Below are 18,025 nucleotides of genomic sequence, written 5' to 3' on the forward strand. Positions count from 1 at the left end.
ATACCTTAGTAAAGTAAGTTTTTTATCATAAGTAAAGAGGTGTTGAAATGAAAATAGGGATTGATCGTCTTTCCTTTTTTATTCCTAATTTATATTTAGATATGACAGAGTTGGCAGAAAGCCGTGGGGATGATCCTGCAAAATACCATATAGGGATTGGTCAAGACCAAATGGCAGTCAATCGTGCAAATGAAGACATCATTACACTAGGAGCAAATGCTGCCAGCAAAATCGTAACAGAAAAAGACCGTGAGCTAATCGACATGGTCATCGTCGGAACAGAATCCGGGATTGATCATTCAAAAGCGAGTGCGGTAATTATCCACCATTTACTGAAAATCCAATCTTTTGCTCGTTCTTTTGAAGTAAAAGAGGCTTGCTACGGTGGCACCGCAGCTTTGCACATGGCGAAAGAATATGTCAAAAATCATCCAGAACGAAAAGTACTAGTCATAGCAAGTGATATTGCTCGTTACGGCTTGGCAAGCGGTGGTGAAGTGACGCAAGGTGTCGGTGCTGTTGCGATGATGATCACTCAAAACCCGCGTATTTTATCGATTGAAGACGACAGCGTATTTCTGACAGAAGATATCTATGATTTCTGGCGTCCAGATTATAGCGAATTTCCTGTTGTTGATGGTCCTTTATCTAATTCTACGTATATCGAATCATTCCAAAAAGTTTGGAATCGACATAAAGAATTGTCGGGTCGAGGACTCGAAGATTATCAGGCGATTGCTTTCCATATTCCGTATACTAAGATGGGAAAAAAGGCATTGCAAAGCGTATTAGACCAAACAGACGAAGAAAATCAGGAACGTCTTATGGCTCGCTATGAAGAAAGCATCCGTTACAGCCGACGAATCGGTAATCTTTACACTGGTTCATTATACCTGGGGCTAACTTCTCTACTGGAAAATTCGAAATCACTACAGCCAGGAGATCGCATCGGTCTATTCAGCTACGGTTCTGGTGCAGTAAGTGAATTTTTTACAGGTTATCTGGAAGAAAACTATCAAGAATATCTCTTCGCACAATCTCATCAAGAGATGCTAGATTCTCGAACACGGATCACTGTTGACGAATATGAAACGATTTTCAGTGAGACGCTTCCTGAACACGGAGAATGTGCAGAATATACTTCAGATGTACCTTTTTCGATTACAAAGATCGAAAATGATATTCGTTACTACAAAATATAATAAAATCATAAAAAGAACCCTTCACGAGTCGTGAAAGGTTCTTTTTTTATCTGCGGACCAAAGGAGCAGTCTATAGGTCAGCTTAGTCGTACTAAGGATTTCTCGTTTTTCACTGAATAGTTTGCGAATGTACCTGGTCACAACAGGATCTTTTGCGTACGCGTCATAGTATAGCTTCATCAATTCTTCAGTAATTGATTCCTGTGTAAAATAAGTAAAATCTTTTTTCTTCACTTTGAATCCTTCATCAATTAAGTATGTTTCAAATTGATCCATTACAACTGGCGATGTATTAGGATCTTCTTCTATCATTCCTAGTTGCTTTTCGATAGGATAAAAAACATCATCGATTGATTCCACTACTCTGATTATCACGCACCATTTGCTTGACTTTTTCATCAATTTTTCTAATTGAATAAGATGTACCAATGCTGGATTTGCTGCTGTAAAAACCATTTCATATGTCTCATTTGATTGGATAAATTCTTCTAACGACTGTTTGATAAAGGAAACATTTGGCAACTCATTTTTTTCTGCTTCTTTTTTTGCATTTTCTAGCATTCCTGAAGAAAAATCGATCAAATCATAGCGATTAATTTCTTTTGCTAAGGAAAGAAATCTGCCAGATCCTCCAGCAACGTCTGCTGCTGTTTCAGCAGGCAGGACTTTCTCCGTTTTCAGATAATTTTTTACATCTTCAGCAATAGTTACTTGCGATTCTTGCTGGATTTCATAATATTCTTCAGCAAATTCATCCCATTCTTTTTCATTCATTTGATTTCCTCTAATTTTTTGTTATATGTTTTCACTTTTCGGAATAAATCATTCTCCTCTTTTATCTATTCTATCTCTTTTGATGAATAATAAAATGATTGGCTTTCCGTCTATCATAAATAAAAAAAGGGACTGTGACCAAAGTCGTGTCAAAGTCCCTCTTTCCGAATAAACAGTGTCCAATCAGATGACCCTCAGTATTAGCTCAAAATGCTGATTTTACAACTTCTTCCTTAAACGGTGTTCTCCTGCCAACTCTTCGGTCACAAGTCACAATATTCAACAAACATGAGAAGCTGTTTGTTGAAATTGCACCTTGTGACTCAGAATTAAACGGCAGGCTCACAACCTCGTTGATTCGTTTTATTTATTTCCTTGTACTCGTACAATGATCAATTTAGTGATTTCCATCAAAACAATTGTCACAAGTGCGATTCCCATACATGTAAAGACTTCTGTCAATCCAAATGCTGATGGGATAGAGAAGACTTCTTTCAGTCCTGGGATCATTGTTAAGCAGTAAAGCGCGCTACATACAACTACAGCTAGTAAGACACTTCTGTTAGAGAAGAACCCTGCTTGGATAGCTGTTTGTGTGTTTGAACGTGCTGGGAATGTTTGCAATGTCCGACACCAAATCAATGTTGAAAATGACATGGCTACACCGAATTCAGGTGAATGCTGCATGCCAAGCCATTGAGCAAAGATAACAGCAATCCCAATCAGCACACCACGATACGTTACAGAAATCAATGTTTTGTCCGTAAAGATTCCTGAATTTGGATCTCTTGGCGGGCGGTTCATCGTAGCAGGTTCAGCTTTTTCTGTACCTAATGCAATTGCTGGCAGTGAATCATTGACTAAATTGATGAACAACAGTTGTAATGCTGTAAATGGATTGGACCAGTCAGCAACTAAGGCAAAGATGATCGCAATGATCGCACCTAAATTTCCTGCAAATAGATAAGAAATAGCTTTCTTGATATTATCAAACACATTACGTCCTACTTCTACTGCGCTGACAATAGAAGCAAAGTTATCATCCGTCAATACCATCGCTGCTGCATCTTTTGCCACATCTGTACCCGTTCCCATAGCAATTCCGATGTCTGCTTGTTTCAATGCTGGTGCGTCATTTACACCATCACCTGTCATAGCTGAGATATGACCTTTATTTTGCCAAGCACGAACGATACGAATTTTATTCTCAGGTGAAACACGTGCATAAACAGTGACTTTTTCTAAAACTTCGTTTAGTTGATCTTCTGTCAATTCATCTAGTTCCGTCCCGGTCAAAGCCAGGTTTCCTTCTTCAAAAATCCCGATTTGTTTTGCGATAGCAACAGCTGTTGTTTTGTGGTCACCAGTAATCATGATTGTTTTGATTCCTGCACTTCTTGCTTCTGTTACCGCCTGAGTCACTTCAGCACGTGGAGGATCGATCATAGCAAGCAAACCAACAAGGATCAAATCGTCTTCATCTTCAAATGATAAATCAAAATTATCAAGTGGACGGTAAGCAAAAGCTAGTACACGTAATGCGCGTGTTGAAAAAGCTTCATTTTGCTCTTGGAATTTTTTCATCAATTCATCCGTCATCGGAACGACTTCACCATTTAGCAATACTTTTTTACTGCGTTGGAAGACGATATCTGGTCCGCCTTTAACAAACAAGTAATTTTTGTTATCAATTGTGTGTCCAGTAGACATTAATTTTCGATCTGAGTCAAAAGGAAGTTCTGCTTGTCTTGGGTAGTTGTTTCGGATTTCCTGATAAGGCTGGTTTAATTTTTCACTAAAGTCGATAAACGCTACTTCCGTAGGGTCGCCCAATTTAGTACCGTCTTCACTGATCGATGCATCATTCGCTAAAACACTGATTTCGATCAAGCGACGTTCGTCAGCTGTCCATTTTGAAGGGTCATTTGTGAAATCCCCAGTATCGCCATTACCTAAAAAGTAGTCAACAACTGTCATTTTGTTTTGTGTCAATGTACCAGTCTTATCTGTACAGATGATACTTGTCGAACCAAGTGTTTCAACTGCTGGAAGTTTTCGGATAATGGCATGACGTTTTGCCATTTTATTCGTTCCCAAAGATAACACGATTGTTACGATAGACTGTAATGCTTCTGGAATAGCAGCTACGGCTACGGCTACGGCAAACATCACTGCGCTGACGATATCTGCAGTCATATCTCCTGTACCTTCTCCAAGATAAATACGAAACAGTTGGATACCTAAAATCAATAAAGACAATGCCAAAATAGCCAAACTTAGTTTTTTACTGAATTTATCCAGACCTCGTTGTAACGGAGTGACTTGCTCAGTTGTTGATTCCAAAAGGCCAGCAACTTGTCCGATCTCCGTATTATTCCCAGTTGAAGTCACTAAGAATTTACCGCGTCCGTAAGTTACGATCGTTCCACTGAATACCATATTTGTACGATCTCCGATTGGTACCGTACTTGTGATATCCGTTACTTCTTTTTCTGCAGAAGTCGACTCTCCTGTCAGCATACCTTCATCTACTTTTAATGATCCCGCATCTAGTAAACGTCCATCAGCAGGTACATAATCGCCTGCGTCTAACAACACGATATCTCCTACCACAAGTTCGTTTGCCGGAATCGTTTTTTCCTTACCATCACGAATCACTCGAGCATCGGGCGCTGAAAGGTTTTTCAACGCTTCTAAAGAACCTTCTGCTTTTTTTGTTTGGACAACACTGATTATAGAATTCAACATCAATACTGCAAAAATAACTAAGAATTCGATGTAGTCACCCATGACCATCTGAATCAGTGCGACAATCAGCAATACGATAACCATTGCATCTTTGAAAGTTTCTAAGAACAATTTCCAAGTTGGCTTCTTCGGCTTTTCTTTTAGCTGGTTCAAGCCATCTCTTTCTAATTTTTCCTTCGCTTGCGTGGTGCTCAATCCATCGGTTGAGCTCTGCGTTTGCTGCATCAACGAGTCGATCGTTTCTTTATAGACCGCTTGTTGTGCTTGTTCCTTGTTTTCCAAATTTCATCCCCCATTTTTTGATCTTGGCCCTAGTCCTGTCTGAAAAAAAAGAGACCTAAGACAAATACGCATTTGTCTTAGGTCTCACCATTTCATACAATACCAGAAAACCATTTGGTTAACTTACTGTTGATATTATCGCAACAAACGTTGCCGGTTACTCCCCTAAGGAGATATTCAACTGTACTAATATCCTACCTTATTAACCTACAAAAAGCAACTACTTTAGCCCGATTTACCTACATTTTCATGAAAGGAGTGAAAAGTATATTCACCTTGGTAGGCTTCTTTCTTCTATCATGCTATACTAATGTTATTGTATGTAAGGAGGAACATTTTTGTGGTATCTAGTATTATAACCGCCCTTTATCTATTAAATGCACTTATTGCTTTGGTGGCTATTTTGATCAAACCCCGAGATGTAGCAGCCATTTGGGCATGGCTCTTAGTATTGTTTGCCCTTCCTGGGGTGGGTTTTGTATTATATTTATTTTTCGGACGTGGATTAACGGATAAGAAAAAATTCTATCTCCGACAAAGTGACTTGAAAGAATTAGAAAACTTTCAGTCTTTTAGAGGAGATACCATTGAACATTACGATCCTGACATGGGCGATAAAGACAAACAGCAATTTGTCGACTTCTTCTCTTCATTAAATCGTATGCCGCTGACAAGAATGAATTCTGTCACTCTTCTCACAGACGGACAAGAGAAATTGGATTCACTGCTTCAAGATCTAAAAAAAGCCAAACATTCGATCCATATCGAATATTACGCATTTGTGACAGATAATATCGGCCAGCAAGTCTTACATGTTTTAGAAGAAAAAGCCGCAGAAGGCGTGGAAGTTCGAATATTATATGATGCATTTGGCTCTCATGGCACAAAAGCAAAAGATTTCAATCGTCTAATCAAAAATGGTGGACATGTCCATACATTTGTTACCTCACAAAAGGCATTACTTCGTTTCCGATTGAATTACCATGATCACCGAAAAATCGTTGTGATCGATGGAAAGATTAGTTATACCGGTGGTTTCAATATTGCCAATCAATATGTAAATACAACAAAAAAATTCGGCTATTGGCGCGATACGCATATACGGATTTTCGGTGCCGCTTCTTCTTTGCTCCAGCTTCGCTTCTTAACAGACTGGAACGTCTCGGTACCTGAAGAAAAAAAGGTCGGCTATCATTTGAATTATTTCTTTAAAAAAGCAGATCGAGATGAATCTAAGCTTGCTGATACATCCATCCAGCTTGTTTCAAGCGGACCGAATAACGAAAGGGAACAAATCAAGCTTTCATTTATCAAATTGATTACTTCTGCTAAAAAACGTGTTTGGATACAGACACCTTACCTTGTTCCTGATGAAAGTGTCATTGCTGCTTTAAAAATCGCAACTGCCTCTGGTGTAGATGTGAAAATCATGATTCCCAACAAACCGGATCATCCTTTTATTTATCGAGCAACACAATATTATGCTCGGCAGCTGATCAAGGAAAATGTACAAATCCTTGTCTATGAGAACGGCTTCCTCCATGCAAAAACATTGATAATGGATGATGAAATCTGCATGGTAGGTTCAGCAAATCAAGATATTCGTAGCTACCGATTGAATTTTGAAACAAGTGCTGTCATTTACGATCCTGAGTTTTTAGAAGAACTTGCTACTCAGTTCAAAGAAGATGAGACACATTGTTCATCCATGACAACTGAAACAGTCAAAGAAATGTCTAACTGGCTATTATTCAAGCAACAAATTTCTCGATTATTTTCTCCAATCCTATAATTTTTTTATTCAAGTAGAGAAAAATATACTAAGATTAAAGGGACTGTGACAAAAATCTTGTCACAGTCCCTTCTTCCGAACAAACGGTGTTCTCCTGCCAACTCCTCGGTCACAAGTCACAATATTCAACAAACATGAGAAGCTGTTTTTACTTGGCTGTTCTTATTACTTGATGCAGGGCAACTTTTTCACAACCTCTTCACTAAACGGTGTTCAATCAGCTGACCTTCGGTATTAGAGAAACAAACGGCAAAACATGAGAACTATTTTTCCGTTTGTTTCTCTAATACTCAGAACAGGACGCTGATCTCACAACTTCTTTCTTTTACTCTAATTCACCAGCTGCCCAATGATTGATGGGTCCATATTTGTGCCCTACATTTATTTCTTCACGAATTGCACGGTTTACATAGTCTTTTGCCAATCGGATCGCTTGTTCAACTGTTTTTCCTTTCGCTAACTCAGCTGCAATACATGCAGATAGCGAATCGCCAGTTCCGTTGATCCGGTCGGTAGGATAAAATGGTGCATTTAACCAAAATGATTTTCCTGATTCGAGCAATACGTAGTCATTGACTGTTTCTTGCTGCGCATCTTTAGCATGATGTCCTTTGATCATAACGTTTTTTGCACCCATATCTTGCAGTTCTTTTGCTGCTTGCACAAAATCTTCTTCAGCTGCTAATGTCCGTCCAGTCAGCTTTTCTGCTTCATAAAAATTAGGTGTCAGTACTTCGGCCAAAGGGACAAGCTTTTCTTTCAAGCTTTGCAAAGCAGATTCTTCTAGTAAAAGATTTCCATGTTTCGTTACGATTACGGGATCCACGACTAATGGTCCAAAATCATATTTTTGGTAATTTTTTACAACTGTCTCAATCAACTTTGAATCTGCTAGCATACCTGTTTTAGCTGCACGTATTTGAAAGTCCTTCGCAATCAGTTCAAATTCTTTGTCGATAAAATCTGTTGGCAATGTCACACTTGCTCCGATTCCGTAAGAATTACCTGCAACACATGCGGTCATGACAGAAACACCGTAAACATTTCTTGTAAAGAATGTATGCATATCTGCTTGCATCCCTGCGCTTCCATCGCTATCTGATCCTGCGATCGTCATTGCTTGTACATACTGATCTTCCATCAAGTCGATTCCTCCATTTTTATAAAAAGATTTTTCATAATGCTGTTACTGTTTCTATCATATGTTTTTCAAAGTATCCCTCAGTAAATATACCACTACCTTTTCTTGGTAATCAAATTTATTTGAAAAAACATTTGCAATAAATCAGAAAATAGTGGTCGTTTATTTGTATTCGCTATTCTAATAATAAATAACCACTATTTGATTTATATATATTTCAGTATCCTTCTTGTTTTCATATAACCAAAGGCGCTATGATTTCCATATGAAAAAAATAAAGTCAGGTGAAAAAAATGAAACTTGAGGATAAAAAAGTCATTTTGAAGAAAATCAAACGACTACCAGACCAAATAGATGGCTATACGATCTGTTCTTTCAAAAAAGACAGGAGTATAAAAGCTTATACGCAAAACACAGAAAAAGGAATAATCTATTTCCTACATGAAGAAGGTTACGATACCCAAACCTTTATGTTTACTGAAAAAAAAGAATTTCATAAACAGATGAAAAAACTGATTGAAAAAGAATTTCCAAGAAGTCATAAACTCTATGTGAATCAGCAATTTTAACTTCTAACTGTTCTTTATTAATTAAAAATGTTCTGTAATAAAATAAAACTTTATAACAACTATAACAAAACCGAATACAAAACAGAAGTTCTATAAGTTATAATCATAGTTGTTAGGTGATTCATCTAGTAAAAACACCAGATTTCAAATTTCACACAATTTAAACTAGATCAATCATCAACCTTCTTCAAATTGTTAGAACCCTTTCCCGAGGAGCTGCAGCATAAGCAAAAAAACAAACAGGAAGCCAAATGGCTAAGACATTTTTTCTATTAGTCTAGTTGTTTCTCGTCGCAAGTTTAAGACTTTAGAAAGTTATTTCTAATGATGTTTGGGTTGTTTTGATCAATGCTTATGCACAGCTCCTTACCTATTATTTATCTCAACAGATCTAACAAATTAATGGACTATTTAAGGAGTTTTTTTATGCTTACGATCTATTCTTCTCGCACACATAGTTACCATCTGATGGCAAACTGGCTGAAAGACCATCAAATGCCTTACAGAGAACGAATTTTCACACCTAAACAGCCTTTAACAAGGAAAGAGATATTTTATTTATTGTCATTAACAGAAAACGGATTTGACGATCTATTAGCTAAACGCTCGATTGATTATAAAAATTTGAAAGACCAAATCGACCAATGTACGACCTCAGAGCTTGTCGATCTGATCGTCTCGCATTTTACTTTGTTACAACGTCCCATCATTACTGACGGAAAGAAATTATTAGTCGGATTCAATGAAGATAGCATGCGTCTTTTTATCCCTGTACAATGGCGCAGAAGTCAACTGAAATCTGTCTATAACGATTTTACATGGGTAAGTAATCTAGAAAATTCTACGGATTTAGATGATGAATTTTTAAATTATTATATATAAAAAAGACTGTGACAAAAGCGTGTCACAGTCTTTTTTTCTACGCCGGATAAATAGAATATTTTTACAAATCTGAATACATTCACCAGTAATAAGCGCTTTGAGTGAATTGACGATAAGAATGACGGACTAGACTGCCATAAATGATCAAGAAGACACCCGTTCCTACCGTAACAAAAAATATAGAGGCACCGATACTACCATTCATATACCACATTAAAGAAGCCAAAAGTGGGAAAAGTGAAAAAATACATAATCCGATTCCTGCAATCAGTGAGAAGCCAAAACTTCGCTGATACTCTTCTTCTTTTTCTTTTGCTTCTGCTAATACTTTTTCAGGTATTTTCCGATGGTGCAAAAAGTGATTTAAACGTGTGATTTTCATACCAGAAGCAATAAAAAAACCGACAGCTAATGCTATACCGAAAATCAGACAAGAAATACCCATGAACACATATCCTGCTGAACAAAAGAAAAGAAAACTTGCAAAAGATAAGCTAATGAATAGAACACCTGATGCCACTTGGAGACTTGCCGCTCTGTATTCTTTCCAGTAGTTTTCTGCTTCGCTTAAATAAATAGAAGCTGTGTTTGTTTCCGTCTCGTCAGCTTGATGTTTTTTTTCGACATCTAGTTCTTCTAATAATTCATCGATTGAACCAAATGTCGAAATTACTGTACCGATGGCCTCCTGTTCATTTTTTCCTTCTCCCATCAATTCATGATAATGGTCTTCCATATTTGCCAACAAATCAGTTTTCAGCTTATCTATCTCGGTACTTTGAGGTACTCCGATAAAAAGACTGTCTAAATAATTACGGATTGTATCCATTTAATTTCCCTCCAAAAATTGATCGACTACGTCTTTCGTCGTCAGCCACTCTTGCTTTTTTTCTTCTAAAAGATTACGCCCTATTTCAGTGATTTTATAATATGTCCGCTTTTTTCCATGAGTCACTTCTCCAGGATACGAAACAATCAGTTGATTCTTTTCTAAACGGGCAAAAACGGAGTAAAGTGTTGTCTCTTTGATCACATAGGAATCATTTGTCCTCTCACGAATCGTTTTAGAAATTTCATATCCATAAGAATCGTTTTTGTTAAGGATCGATAAAATAATCGCATCATTGTATCCGCGTATTCCATCACTTGAAATCATTTTCTTTCCTCCATATTACTCCATCTGTCGTTGTAATTAGAATAGCATGATTACTTCATCAGGTAAAGTAATTTTTTACAAAAAAATAAAAGGAACAGAAAGCAAAAGAAGCGTTATGCTTTTTTGCTTTCTGTTCCCTTAATTTATTTATTTTACAACCATGACGTTACATGATGCGTGGTTGACTACATAGGAAGTAGTGGAACCTACTAGTGCACGTTCTACCGCATTCAGACCTGTCGCCCCCATAACAATCAGATCGATTGGTTCTTTCGATTCATGGAAATTAGCAATCAGTGTCTTTGGATAACCGTAAAGAACATATGTCTCGATATCTGTCAGGCCTTTTTCAATTGCCAAGTTTCGATGTTCTTTCATCTGGTTTTCCGCAACCTCATCCAATTCTTCCTGAAGGCTTGTTGTAACAAATGCAAAATCACCAAAGTAATTGCCTGTTACTTCATTGACATACAGGATGTGCAACGTTGCCTGATTTCGTTTGGCAATCGTGATTGCCTCAAGAAATGCTTTTTCTGCCTTTTCAGAACCATCAATTGCTACTAAAATATTACGATAAGTATCTACCATTGTAAACGCCTCCTTCACTGTTAGTGTAGCACGATTACAGTGTTAGAACAAACATTTTGTGAACGTTTTATCAAAAAATATCAGGCATCAAATCCGTTTTTTTCAGAGACCGTTTTAAACCAGCGACCTGATTTTTTGATCGTCCGTTTACCGTCTTGTGCCAAATCAACAGCGATAAAGCCATAGCGATTCTTATAAGCATTTGTCCAAGACCAGTTGTCCATACATGTCCACATGTGGTAACCCACACAATTGGTTCCTTCTTGGATTGCTTGATGGACGTATTTCAAATGATCCGTAACGAACTCAATCCGGTAATCATCTTCAATAGTTCCTTCGCTGTTAACAAATCGTTCTTCTCCTTCGACCCCCATCCCATTTTCAGAAATATAGCATTTGATATTACCATAGTTTTCTCTTGTATTCGTTAAAATATCATAGATTCCTTTTTCGTAAATTTCCCATCCACGATATGGATTCATTTTTTTATTGGGCATGTCGTAATTATCAAAATAATCATCTGGCATGGGGCTATGTTCGTGATTGATTGGAGTTTCTTTTGCTTTGATTCGACGAGGCTGATAGTAATTGATTCCTAGCAGGTCAATCGTGTTTTCACGGATGAGTTCTAGGTCTCCTTCATGGATCTCTGGCATTATAGCCAATTCTTTGACAATTTCGATCAACTCTTGTGGAAACTCTCCTTTCACTGCAGGGTCAAGGAATGATCGGTTGAAGAATGCGTCAGCGATCTTCGCCGCTTTTACATCTTCTGGGTTCGTTTCATCTCTCGGATAGCTTGGTGTCAGATTCAAGATGATTCCGATCTCACCATCATGTCCGCCTTCATGGTAGGCTTTGATTACCTTTGCGCTTGCTAGATTCTCATGATAGCCTACTTGGACCGCTTCTTTCATATTGATATGATTTGGATAGTGGAATTGATACAAGTAGCCTCCTTCTACAGGTACGATTGGTTCATTATGAGTAAACCATTTTTTGACCAGATCTCCAAACAGTTCAAAGCACGCTGCTGCATAAGAAACATAAGCGTCGACCGTTTCTCTTGATAACCATCCGCCTTTTTCTTGCAGTGGTAGTGGCATATCGAAATGGTAAAGGTTCACAAAAGGTTCAATACCATTATCCAGCAATTCAGTAAAATAATCTCGATAAAAAGAAACAGCTTTTTGATTGATTTCACCTGTCCCTTCTGGAATCAAACGACTCCATTGGATAGATGTACGAAATGTGTTATGGCCAGTTTCTTTCATTAACTGAACATCTTCTTTGTATTTTGTGTAAACTTGCGAAGTTTTTTCAGGTCCTACTTGATCGAAGAATTTTTCAGGCTCTAATTCATACCAATGATCCCAAATATTTTCTCCTTTACCATCATCACTTACTCTTCCTTCTGTTTGCGGTCCGCTAGCAGCAGAACCCCACCAAAAATTTTCTGGGAATGTGTAGGTTTTCATTTTTTTACTTCCTCTCTTTTTTCTTGATACCGTAATCATAACGAACCCTAAAAAATAAATCAATACTTTTTATAAAAATGACTAGACATTTAAAATTTTTGGCGTTATACTTTGTATGTAATCGATTGCAAATAAATTTGAGGTGAATAAAAATGAACGGTTTTATGGACAAGCTTTCTGAGAAAATCATGCCCTTAGCTAATTTATTAGGGCAAAATCGTTACCTTACAGTGCTGCGGGATGCTTTCATGCTTTCCTTCCCTTTAACGATGTTCGGTTCGATCGTTGTCGTTATCAATAACTTGCCTTTTTTCAGTGACGCAACAAAGGGAACTTTATCGAACTTATTCGGTAATGGGCAAAATGCAACAATGAGCATCATGTCGGTTTTTGTTACTTTTGGTATCGGCTATTATTTATCAAAATCTTATGACGTTGAAGGTATTTTCGGTGGTGCCGTGTCTTTTGCCAGCTTCTTGATTCTTACGCCTTTTGCAATGAAAACCGCTGGCGGTGAAGATGTGACTGGTGTGCTTTCACTTGATCGTCTTGGCGCAAAAGGAATGTTCATTGGAATGATTGCTGCTTTCTTGGCTGGAGAAATCTACTGCAGAATCACGAAACGCGGCTGGCAGATCAAAATGCCTGATGGAGTTCCGCCTGCAGTAACAAAATCATTTGCCGCTTTGATCCCTGCTGTAGTGACACTAACTATTTTCTTAGTAATCAATGCTGTGATGACTGGTATTTTCAATGCTAACTTACATGACGTCGTTTATGAAGTGATCCAAAAACCATTAACTGGTTTGGGAAGTAGTTTACCTGCAACATTGATTGCTTTGTTCTTTGTCCAATTCTTATGGTTCTTCGGACTTCACGGACAAATCATCGTCAACTCTGTAATGGACCCGATTTGGAATACACTGATGCTTGATAACTTAGAAGCTTATCAACATGGAAAAGAATTACCACACATCATCACAAAACCATTCATGGAAACCTTCACTGTTGGTATTGGTGGCTCTGGAATGACTTTAGCTGTCGTTTTATTGATGGCCTTTGTTCTTAAAAAGAAACAGTATCGTGATGTTGGACGATTAGCTTTAGCACCTGGTATTTTCAATGTAAATGAACCAGCGATCTTCGGTCTACCGATCGTATTGAATGCAACAATCCTTATTCCTTGGGTTGTGGCACCTCTAATCGTAACGACGTTCAATTATTTGGTAATGGCTGCTGGACTTGTCCCTGCACCAACTGGCGTCTCTGTTCCATGGACTGTGCCAATCATTGCAAGCGGTGTCTTAGCAACAAATTCATGGCTTGGTGGTATGCTGCAAGTCATCGACTTTGTCATCGTTGCCTTTATCTGGTACCCATTCCTGAAAGTACTAGATAAACAACCAGATTTAGATATTGCTTAATAGATCATTAAGGGGTTGTGACAAAAACTTGTCATGACCTCTTTTTTCGAATAAACAATGTTCCAGATGCTACTTCGAGTTGTCGGAAGCATAATCTTTCGTTATACTCTAGAAGAGGTGAATAACGTGCCAAAATACGAAGAAATCGCAAATATTTTAAGAGAACGTATCCGTTCAAAAGAGTATCCTCCCGATAGTTTTTTGCCTAATCAAGTCGACTTGGTAAAAGAATTTGGTGCGAGCCGGATGACAATCAAAAAAGCCATCAATATCTTAGCAATGGAAGGACTTGTCTATTCGCAGCGAGGATCAGGAACGAAAATCTTGAATCATCCATTTATGCAAAAAGACACATCGCCCGCTAACGAGTATGAAGGTTTGAGTCTCCAAATGAAACGCAGACATCGTTCTTTGAAGAGTCAAATCATTCATTTTGATGTTGAATTCCCTAATCAATATATCCAAGAACGATTGATGATCGATGCCGAGCAACCTGTCTACAATATTCACCGGTTAAGGATCTTAGATGGCGAGCCATATGTTTTAGAGCATACCTTTATGCCAGTCCATCTTGTGCCGGGTTTAAAAAAAGAACATTTGTTAGCCTCTATCTATGATCATCTTCATCAAGAATTGAATGTCCATTTTGCAGGGGCTTATCGTGCTATTTCTGCAGATAAAAGTGATGAATATGATCAGCAATATTTGAACTGTGCAGAAAACGATCCTGTACTGGAAGTTCAGCAAGTCGTCTATCTCAAAGATGGACAGCCGATTGAATATTCTTCCAGCCGAAACCGATTTGATGTTCGGAACTATTCTGTGCTGGATGTGCGTTCAACTTAACCAAAGAGGTTGTGAAAAAGCCGTTTACCAAGAGATCGTGACAGTGGTAAGCAGTTTCAAGTAACAAGAAGAGATCGTGAAATCAACATTCTATCCTATCCTAAGCATTAGCTCAAAAATGAAAAAATAACTCAGCATAAAAAGACTTATGACCACCCGTAATGATTCTAAAGTTAGCTTTTTAAAGCTAGTTTTTTTGAAATCGATACAGCTAGTCGTAAGTCTTTTTATTTTATTGATCCGTCCCTCCTCTTTTCCATTCTTGATTCCTTCCTGATACTTTAGAAGACAAATTAATTGCAAAATAGAGATGCACCCTCTATACTATGTCTAAATCAACTACTTACTTTTTGTAAGTTAACAGGAGGAAATTTATCATGGATACACAAATCAGAGGAATTCACCACGTCACAGCAATGACATCTAGCGCTACAAAAATCTACCGCTTTTTTACAGATATTTTAGGAATGCGCTTAATCAAAAAAACAGTTAACCAAGATGACATCGAAACTTACCATCTTTACTTTACAGACGATACTGGTGCGCCAGGAACAGATATGACTTTCTTTGATTTTCCAAATCAGCCAAAAGGAAAAAAAGGAACAGATACGATCTCTCGTGCTTCTTTCCGTGTGCCAAGTGACGCAGCATTAGACTTTTGGTTGGAACGTTTTGAAAAATATGACGTTACTCATTCAGCAATCAATGAACGTTTCGGCAAAAAATATATCGAATTTGAAGATTTCGATAATCAGTATTATCAATTGATCTCTGACGAAAACAATCAAGGTGTAGCAGCTGGCATTCCTTGGAAAAACAGCAATGTACCGACAGAGTTTGCGATCACAGGACTTGGACCTGTCTTTGTCCGTGTCAGTCAATTAGAGCATATCCGCTTGATTCTTGAAAAAATCTTAGGATTCAAAGAAACAGACCATTCAGGAGATTTCTACTTATTTGAAATCGGTGAAGGGGGAAATGGTGCAAGCATCATTATTGAACATCGGACAGACTTGCCAAAAGCAATCGAAGGATTTGGAAATATCCATCACTTAGCATTGCGTGTAGCAGACAAAGAAGCATTGGAATACTGGATTCAAGTAATCAATAAGATTGAATTGCCAAATTCTGGTTTCGTCGATCGTTTCTATTTCCAATCTGAGTACTTCCTAGCCGCTCATCACGTACTGTTTGAATTAGCAACTGATGGTCCTGGATTCCTTGAAGATGAACCAGCAGAATCAGCAGGAGAAAAACTATCTCTTCCTCCATTCTTAGAAGAACGTCGTGAAGCCATTGAAGCCTATGTCCGTCCTTTCGATACAAGTGATGCAAATAAAAAACGTGAATAATCTCTTCATGCTACTTCATTTTTTGCATCTATAGAAACAGAAAAGAGGGAACAAAATGACCTACATTTTTGAAAAAGGAACAAGTGGCAAGCATTTGATCTTACTTCATGGCACAGGTGGCGATGAACATTCTTTACTGGATATCGCTCACTTTCTTGCACCAAACAGTACATTGCTTTCTTTTCGTGGCACGGTCCAAGAAGATGGGATGAATCGTTTTTTCAAGCGTAATGGACTGAATCAATTCGACCTGGACAGTTTGGAAAAAGAAACAGATAAACTCCATGAAAAAATCAAAGAAATCAGCGAAAAAGAACTGATACCGTTAAGTGATTGGCTGCTTGTCGGCTATTCAAATGGCGCAAACATCGCTGCTCATTTATTATTGGAGCGTGAGACCGAGCTAAATAAAGGGTTGTTTTTCCATCCGATGTCTCTAGGTGTTCATCAAAGCCGTTCCACGTTAGAGGATAAAACCGTCTGGCTTTCTTATGGTGATAACGATCCAATCGTTTCCCCTGCTTCCTTTAAAGAATTGGCCGATCAATTCGAAATACGCCAAGCAAATGTGACTATTCAGCTAACTGTAACAGGTCATCAGTTGACGATGGACGAAATCGAGCAAGCGAGGGAATGGACAGACCACCTCTTAACTAAATAAAAGAAAAGAACTACGACTTACATAATACAACCTGAAGCAGATATCGATCTGGATCAGATTTTGTGAAAGTCGTAGTTTTTTGTGTCAGATAGGTTAGTCTCCACCAGCTGCAATAACAGATTTATTATAAATAGCCGTTTTATGTTTCAACTCTTCCAATCCCCCGATTTTCTCACCTTTTGAATAAAAACCGTCAGTAATCCCTAATGCTTGAAAAATCGTCTGCTTGTAGGCAATTTCTGCATTCCATTCAACTGTATCAAGGATTTGCAGTGCTTTATGGATAGCTTCGATTCCTGATTCTCCACCTGTGTTGATCAATACGCCATGAGAGTTGAGCAGCAACATATGCGGTAATTCAAGATGCTGTTTTTTTACATAGTCGCTTGTCAATTCAGCAAGTTCTTCAGAGCAATTAGGCTCAAAGTCCATGACAGGAATCTCTTTTACTTTAGCTGTGGCTTCTGTCAAATTAGGCATAGGCAACCCAGTAGTCGCCCAGAACATTGCATTAGGCGCATGAGCATGGAGGACAGCTTTGATAGCTGGATTAGTCTCGTACATCGCTTCATGCATATTGATCTCCCGAGTTAAATGACCGACTCCGTCAACGATTCTACGCGTTCTTGGTTCTACTACTAGAACCTGTGCAGGAGAAATCTCTCCTAGATAGGCTTCTGACATCATGGTCGGCGTCATGATGATGTAGTCTTTCCCTTGATCATCAGTGGTTTTAAAGGAAAAATTCCCTCCTGCGACATTTGTGTTTTTCCTTTCGAAAATCACTCTTACGATACGTGCCATGTCCTGTCGTTCTCTCTCAAATAACATACGTCCATCTGACATAATGACCCCTCCATTATCTTTTTATAAAACTTTTTTCTCTCAATATTTCTTTGGTAGCTTCTTTTATTTTTATTGATTCTTCTATTTTCCGTTTTCTTTTTTCATCGTACTCTCTGAATAAAACGTGATTTCCATATTTATAGATCACTAGTGCGAAAAAAATGACCAATAGATTGATGATGATATTCTGAGTAAAGAGTCCATATAGAAATAGCAGAAGTGTACCACAAAGAGCGACTGTCCATTTTATTTTATCTGTCTCTTCTCTTTTCATAACTTTCCCA

Annotated in this window: 17 protein-coding genes; 8 read left to right on the forward strand and 9 right to left on the reverse strand. The window is 38.1% G+C overall.

The window, feature by feature from the left end:
- The first annotated feature begins 47 nt into the window (after positions 1–47).
- Positions 48–1,202 (forward strand): hydroxymethylglutaryl-CoA synthase, encoded by a 1,155-nt coding sequence (locus IGL31_RS08135; protein ID WP_002289270.1) that lies wholly within the window; start codon positions 48–50, stop codon positions 1,200–1,202.
- A 21-nt stretch (positions 1,203–1,223) separates the two neighbouring features.
- Here IGL31_RS08135 and IGL31_RS08140 read toward each other — a convergent pair whose 3' ends face one another.
- Entirely contained in the window at positions 1,224–1,976 is a 753-nt protein-coding gene (locus IGL31_RS08140; protein ID WP_002289269.1) for a class I SAM-dependent methyltransferase, read from the reverse strand.
- 363 nt (positions 1,977–2,339) lie between these two features.
- Positions 2,340–5,006 carry a cation-translocating P-type ATPase gene (locus IGL31_RS08145; RefSeq protein ID WP_002294372.1) on the reverse strand — a complete coding sequence of 889 codons (2,667 nt, stop codon included), beginning with the start codon at positions 5,004–5,006 and terminating at the stop codon, positions 2,340–2,342.
- A gap of 340 nt (positions 5,007–5,346) precedes the next feature.
- On the opposite strand from IGL31_RS08145, the gene cls reads away from it, so the two are divergent.
- Positions 5,347–6,798 (forward strand): cardiolipin synthase, encoded by a 1,452-nt coding sequence (gene cls, locus IGL31_RS08150; RefSeq protein WP_002294371.1) that lies wholly within the window; start codon positions 5,347–5,349, stop codon positions 6,796–6,798.
- Between the two features lie 325 nt (positions 6,799–7,123).
- Here cls and thiD read toward each other — a convergent pair whose 3' ends face one another.
- Complete coding sequence (gene thiD / locus IGL31_RS08155; protein WP_002294369.1) at positions 7,124–7,939, reverse strand: bifunctional hydroxymethylpyrimidine kinase/phosphomethylpyrimidine kinase; 816 nt, start codon at positions 7,937–7,939, stop codon at positions 7,124–7,126.
- 293 nt (positions 7,940–8,232) lie between these two features.
- Here thiD and IGL31_RS08160 point away from each other — a divergent pair, with 293 nt between their 5' ends.
- Complete coding sequence (locus IGL31_RS08160; protein WP_002289474.1) at positions 8,233–8,508, forward strand: hypothetical protein; 276 nt, start codon at positions 8,233–8,235, stop codon at positions 8,506–8,508.
- A 426-nt stretch (positions 8,509–8,934) separates the two neighbouring features.
- Positions 8,935–9,390 carry a Spx/MgsR family RNA polymerase-binding regulatory protein gene (locus tag IGL31_RS08165; RefSeq protein ID WP_002289471.1) on the forward strand — a complete coding sequence of 152 codons (456 nt, stop codon included), beginning with the start codon at positions 8,935–8,937 and terminating at the stop codon, positions 9,388–9,390.
- A 79-nt stretch (positions 9,391–9,469) separates the two neighbouring features.
- Here the strand turns inward: IGL31_RS08165 and IGL31_RS08170 are convergent, their stop codons facing one another.
- From IGL31_RS08170 to IGL31_RS08185, 4 genes are all read right to left on the reverse strand, one after another.
- Positions 9,470–10,219 carry a permease prefix domain 1-containing protein gene (locus tag IGL31_RS08170; RefSeq protein ID WP_086300138.1) on the reverse strand — a complete coding sequence of 250 codons (750 nt, stop codon included), beginning with the start codon at positions 10,217–10,219 and terminating at the stop codon, positions 9,470–9,472.
- On the reverse strand, positions 10,220–10,546 hold the full coding sequence (locus IGL31_RS08175; protein WP_002289468.1) for a PadR family transcriptional regulator: 327 nt from the start codon (positions 10,544–10,546) through the stop codon (positions 10,220–10,222).
- Between the two features lie 147 nt (positions 10,547–10,693).
- Positions 10,694–11,134, reverse strand: a complete 441-nt coding sequence (locus IGL31_RS08180; RefSeq protein ID WP_002289467.1) for a universal stress protein — start codon at positions 11,132–11,134, stop codon at positions 10,694–10,696.
- Between the two features lie 80 nt (positions 11,135–11,214).
- Positions 11,215–12,612, reverse strand: a complete 1,398-nt coding sequence (locus IGL31_RS08185; RefSeq protein ID WP_086300139.1) for a glycoside hydrolase family 1 protein — start codon at positions 12,610–12,612, stop codon at positions 11,215–11,217.
- A gap of 152 nt (positions 12,613–12,764) precedes the next feature.
- On the opposite strand from IGL31_RS08185, the gene celB reads away from it, so the two are divergent.
- The 4 genes from celB to IGL31_RS08205 all read left to right on the forward strand — a co-directional run bounded on the left by celB (position 12,765) and on the right by IGL31_RS08205 (position 16,895).
- Positions 12,765–14,036 (forward strand): PTS cellobiose transporter subunit IIC, encoded by a 1,272-nt coding sequence (gene celB, locus IGL31_RS08190; protein WP_002294365.1) that lies wholly within the window; start codon positions 12,765–12,767, stop codon positions 14,034–14,036.
- A 126-nt stretch (positions 14,037–14,162) separates the two neighbouring features.
- Positions 14,163–14,882 carry a GntR family transcriptional regulator gene (locus tag IGL31_RS08195; protein ID WP_002294363.1) on the forward strand — a complete coding sequence of 240 codons (720 nt, stop codon included), beginning with the start codon at positions 14,163–14,165 and terminating at the stop codon, positions 14,880–14,882.
- Between the two features lie 377 nt (positions 14,883–15,259).
- Positions 15,260–16,234, forward strand: coding sequence for a ring-cleaving dioxygenase (locus IGL31_RS08200; RefSeq protein WP_002288275.1), 975 nt, complete (start codon positions 15,260–15,262; stop codon positions 16,232–16,234).
- Between the two features lie 55 nt (positions 16,235–16,289).
- A complete protein-coding gene (locus tag IGL31_RS08205; protein WP_002338196.1) occupies positions 16,290–16,895 on the forward strand; it encodes an alpha/beta hydrolase in 606 nt (201 codons plus the stop codon).
- Between the two features lie 93 nt (positions 16,896–16,988).
- Here the strand turns inward: IGL31_RS08205 and IGL31_RS08210 are convergent, their stop codons facing one another.
- Together IGL31_RS08210 and IGL31_RS08215 are read right to left on the reverse strand one after the other, a co-directional pair.
- Positions 16,989–17,741 carry a class II aldolase/adducin family protein gene (locus IGL31_RS08210; RefSeq protein WP_002288278.1) on the reverse strand — a complete coding sequence of 251 codons (753 nt, stop codon included), beginning with the start codon at positions 17,739–17,741 and terminating at the stop codon, positions 16,989–16,991.
- A 13-nt stretch (positions 17,742–17,754) separates the two neighbouring features.
- Positions 17,755–18,015, reverse strand: coding sequence for a hypothetical protein (locus tag IGL31_RS08215; protein ID WP_002291816.1), 261 nt, complete (start codon positions 18,013–18,015; stop codon positions 17,755–17,757).
- Positions 18,016–18,025: the final 10 nt, after the last annotated feature.

Source organism: Enterococcus sp. MSG3290, from assembly GCF_050555565.1.
GTDB classification, from domain to species: Bacteria; Bacillota; Bacilli; order Lactobacillales; family Enterococcaceae; genus Enterococcus_B; species Enterococcus_B faecium.

Coding starts and splice junctions, on each gene's coding strand:
- IGL31_RS08135 (WP_002289270.1), top strand. CDS start 48: ATGAAAATAGGGATTGATCGTCTTTCCTTTTTTATTCCTAATTTATAT.
- IGL31_RS08140 (WP_002289269.1), bottom strand. CDS start 1,976: ATGAATGAAAAAGAATGGGATGAATTTGCTGAAGAATATTATGAAATC.
- thiD (WP_002294369.1), bottom strand. CDS start 7,939: ATGGAAGATCAGTATGTACAAGCAATGACGATCGCAGGATCAGATAGC.
- IGL31_RS08160 (WP_002289474.1), top strand. CDS start 8,233: ATGAAACTTGAGGATAAAAAAGTCATTTTGAAGAAAATCAAACGACTA.
- IGL31_RS08165 (WP_002289471.1), top strand. CDS start 8,935: ATGCTTACGATCTATTCTTCTCGCACACATAGTTACCATCTGATGGCA.
- IGL31_RS08170 (WP_086300138.1), bottom strand. CDS start 10,219: ATGGATACAATCCGTAATTATTTAGACAGTCTTTTTATCGGAGTACCT.
- IGL31_RS08175 (WP_002289468.1), bottom strand. CDS start 10,546: ATGATTTCAAGTGATGGAATACGCGGATACAATGATGCGATTATTTTA.
- IGL31_RS08180 (WP_002289467.1), bottom strand. CDS start 11,134: ATGGTAGATACTTATCGTAATATTTTAGTAGCAATTGATGGTTCTGAA.
- IGL31_RS08185 (WP_086300139.1), bottom strand. CDS start 12,612: ATGAAAACCTACACATTCCCAGAAAATTTTTGGTGGGGTTCTGCTGCT.
- celB (WP_002294365.1), top strand. CDS start 12,765: ATGAACGGTTTTATGGACAAGCTTTCTGAGAAAATCATGCCCTTAGCT.
- IGL31_RS08200 (WP_002288275.1), top strand. CDS start 15,260: ATGGATACACAAATCAGAGGAATTCACCACGTCACAGCAATGACATCT.
- IGL31_RS08205 (WP_002338196.1), top strand. CDS start 16,290: ATGACCTACATTTTTGAAAAAGGAACAAGTGGCAAGCATTTGATCTTA.
- IGL31_RS08210 (WP_002288278.1), bottom strand. CDS start 17,741: ATGTCAGATGGACGTATGTTATTTGAGAGAGAACGACAGGACATGGCA.
- IGL31_RS08215 (WP_002291816.1), bottom strand. CDS start 18,015: ATGAAAAGAGAAGAGACAGATAAAATAAAATGGACAGTCGCTCTTTGT.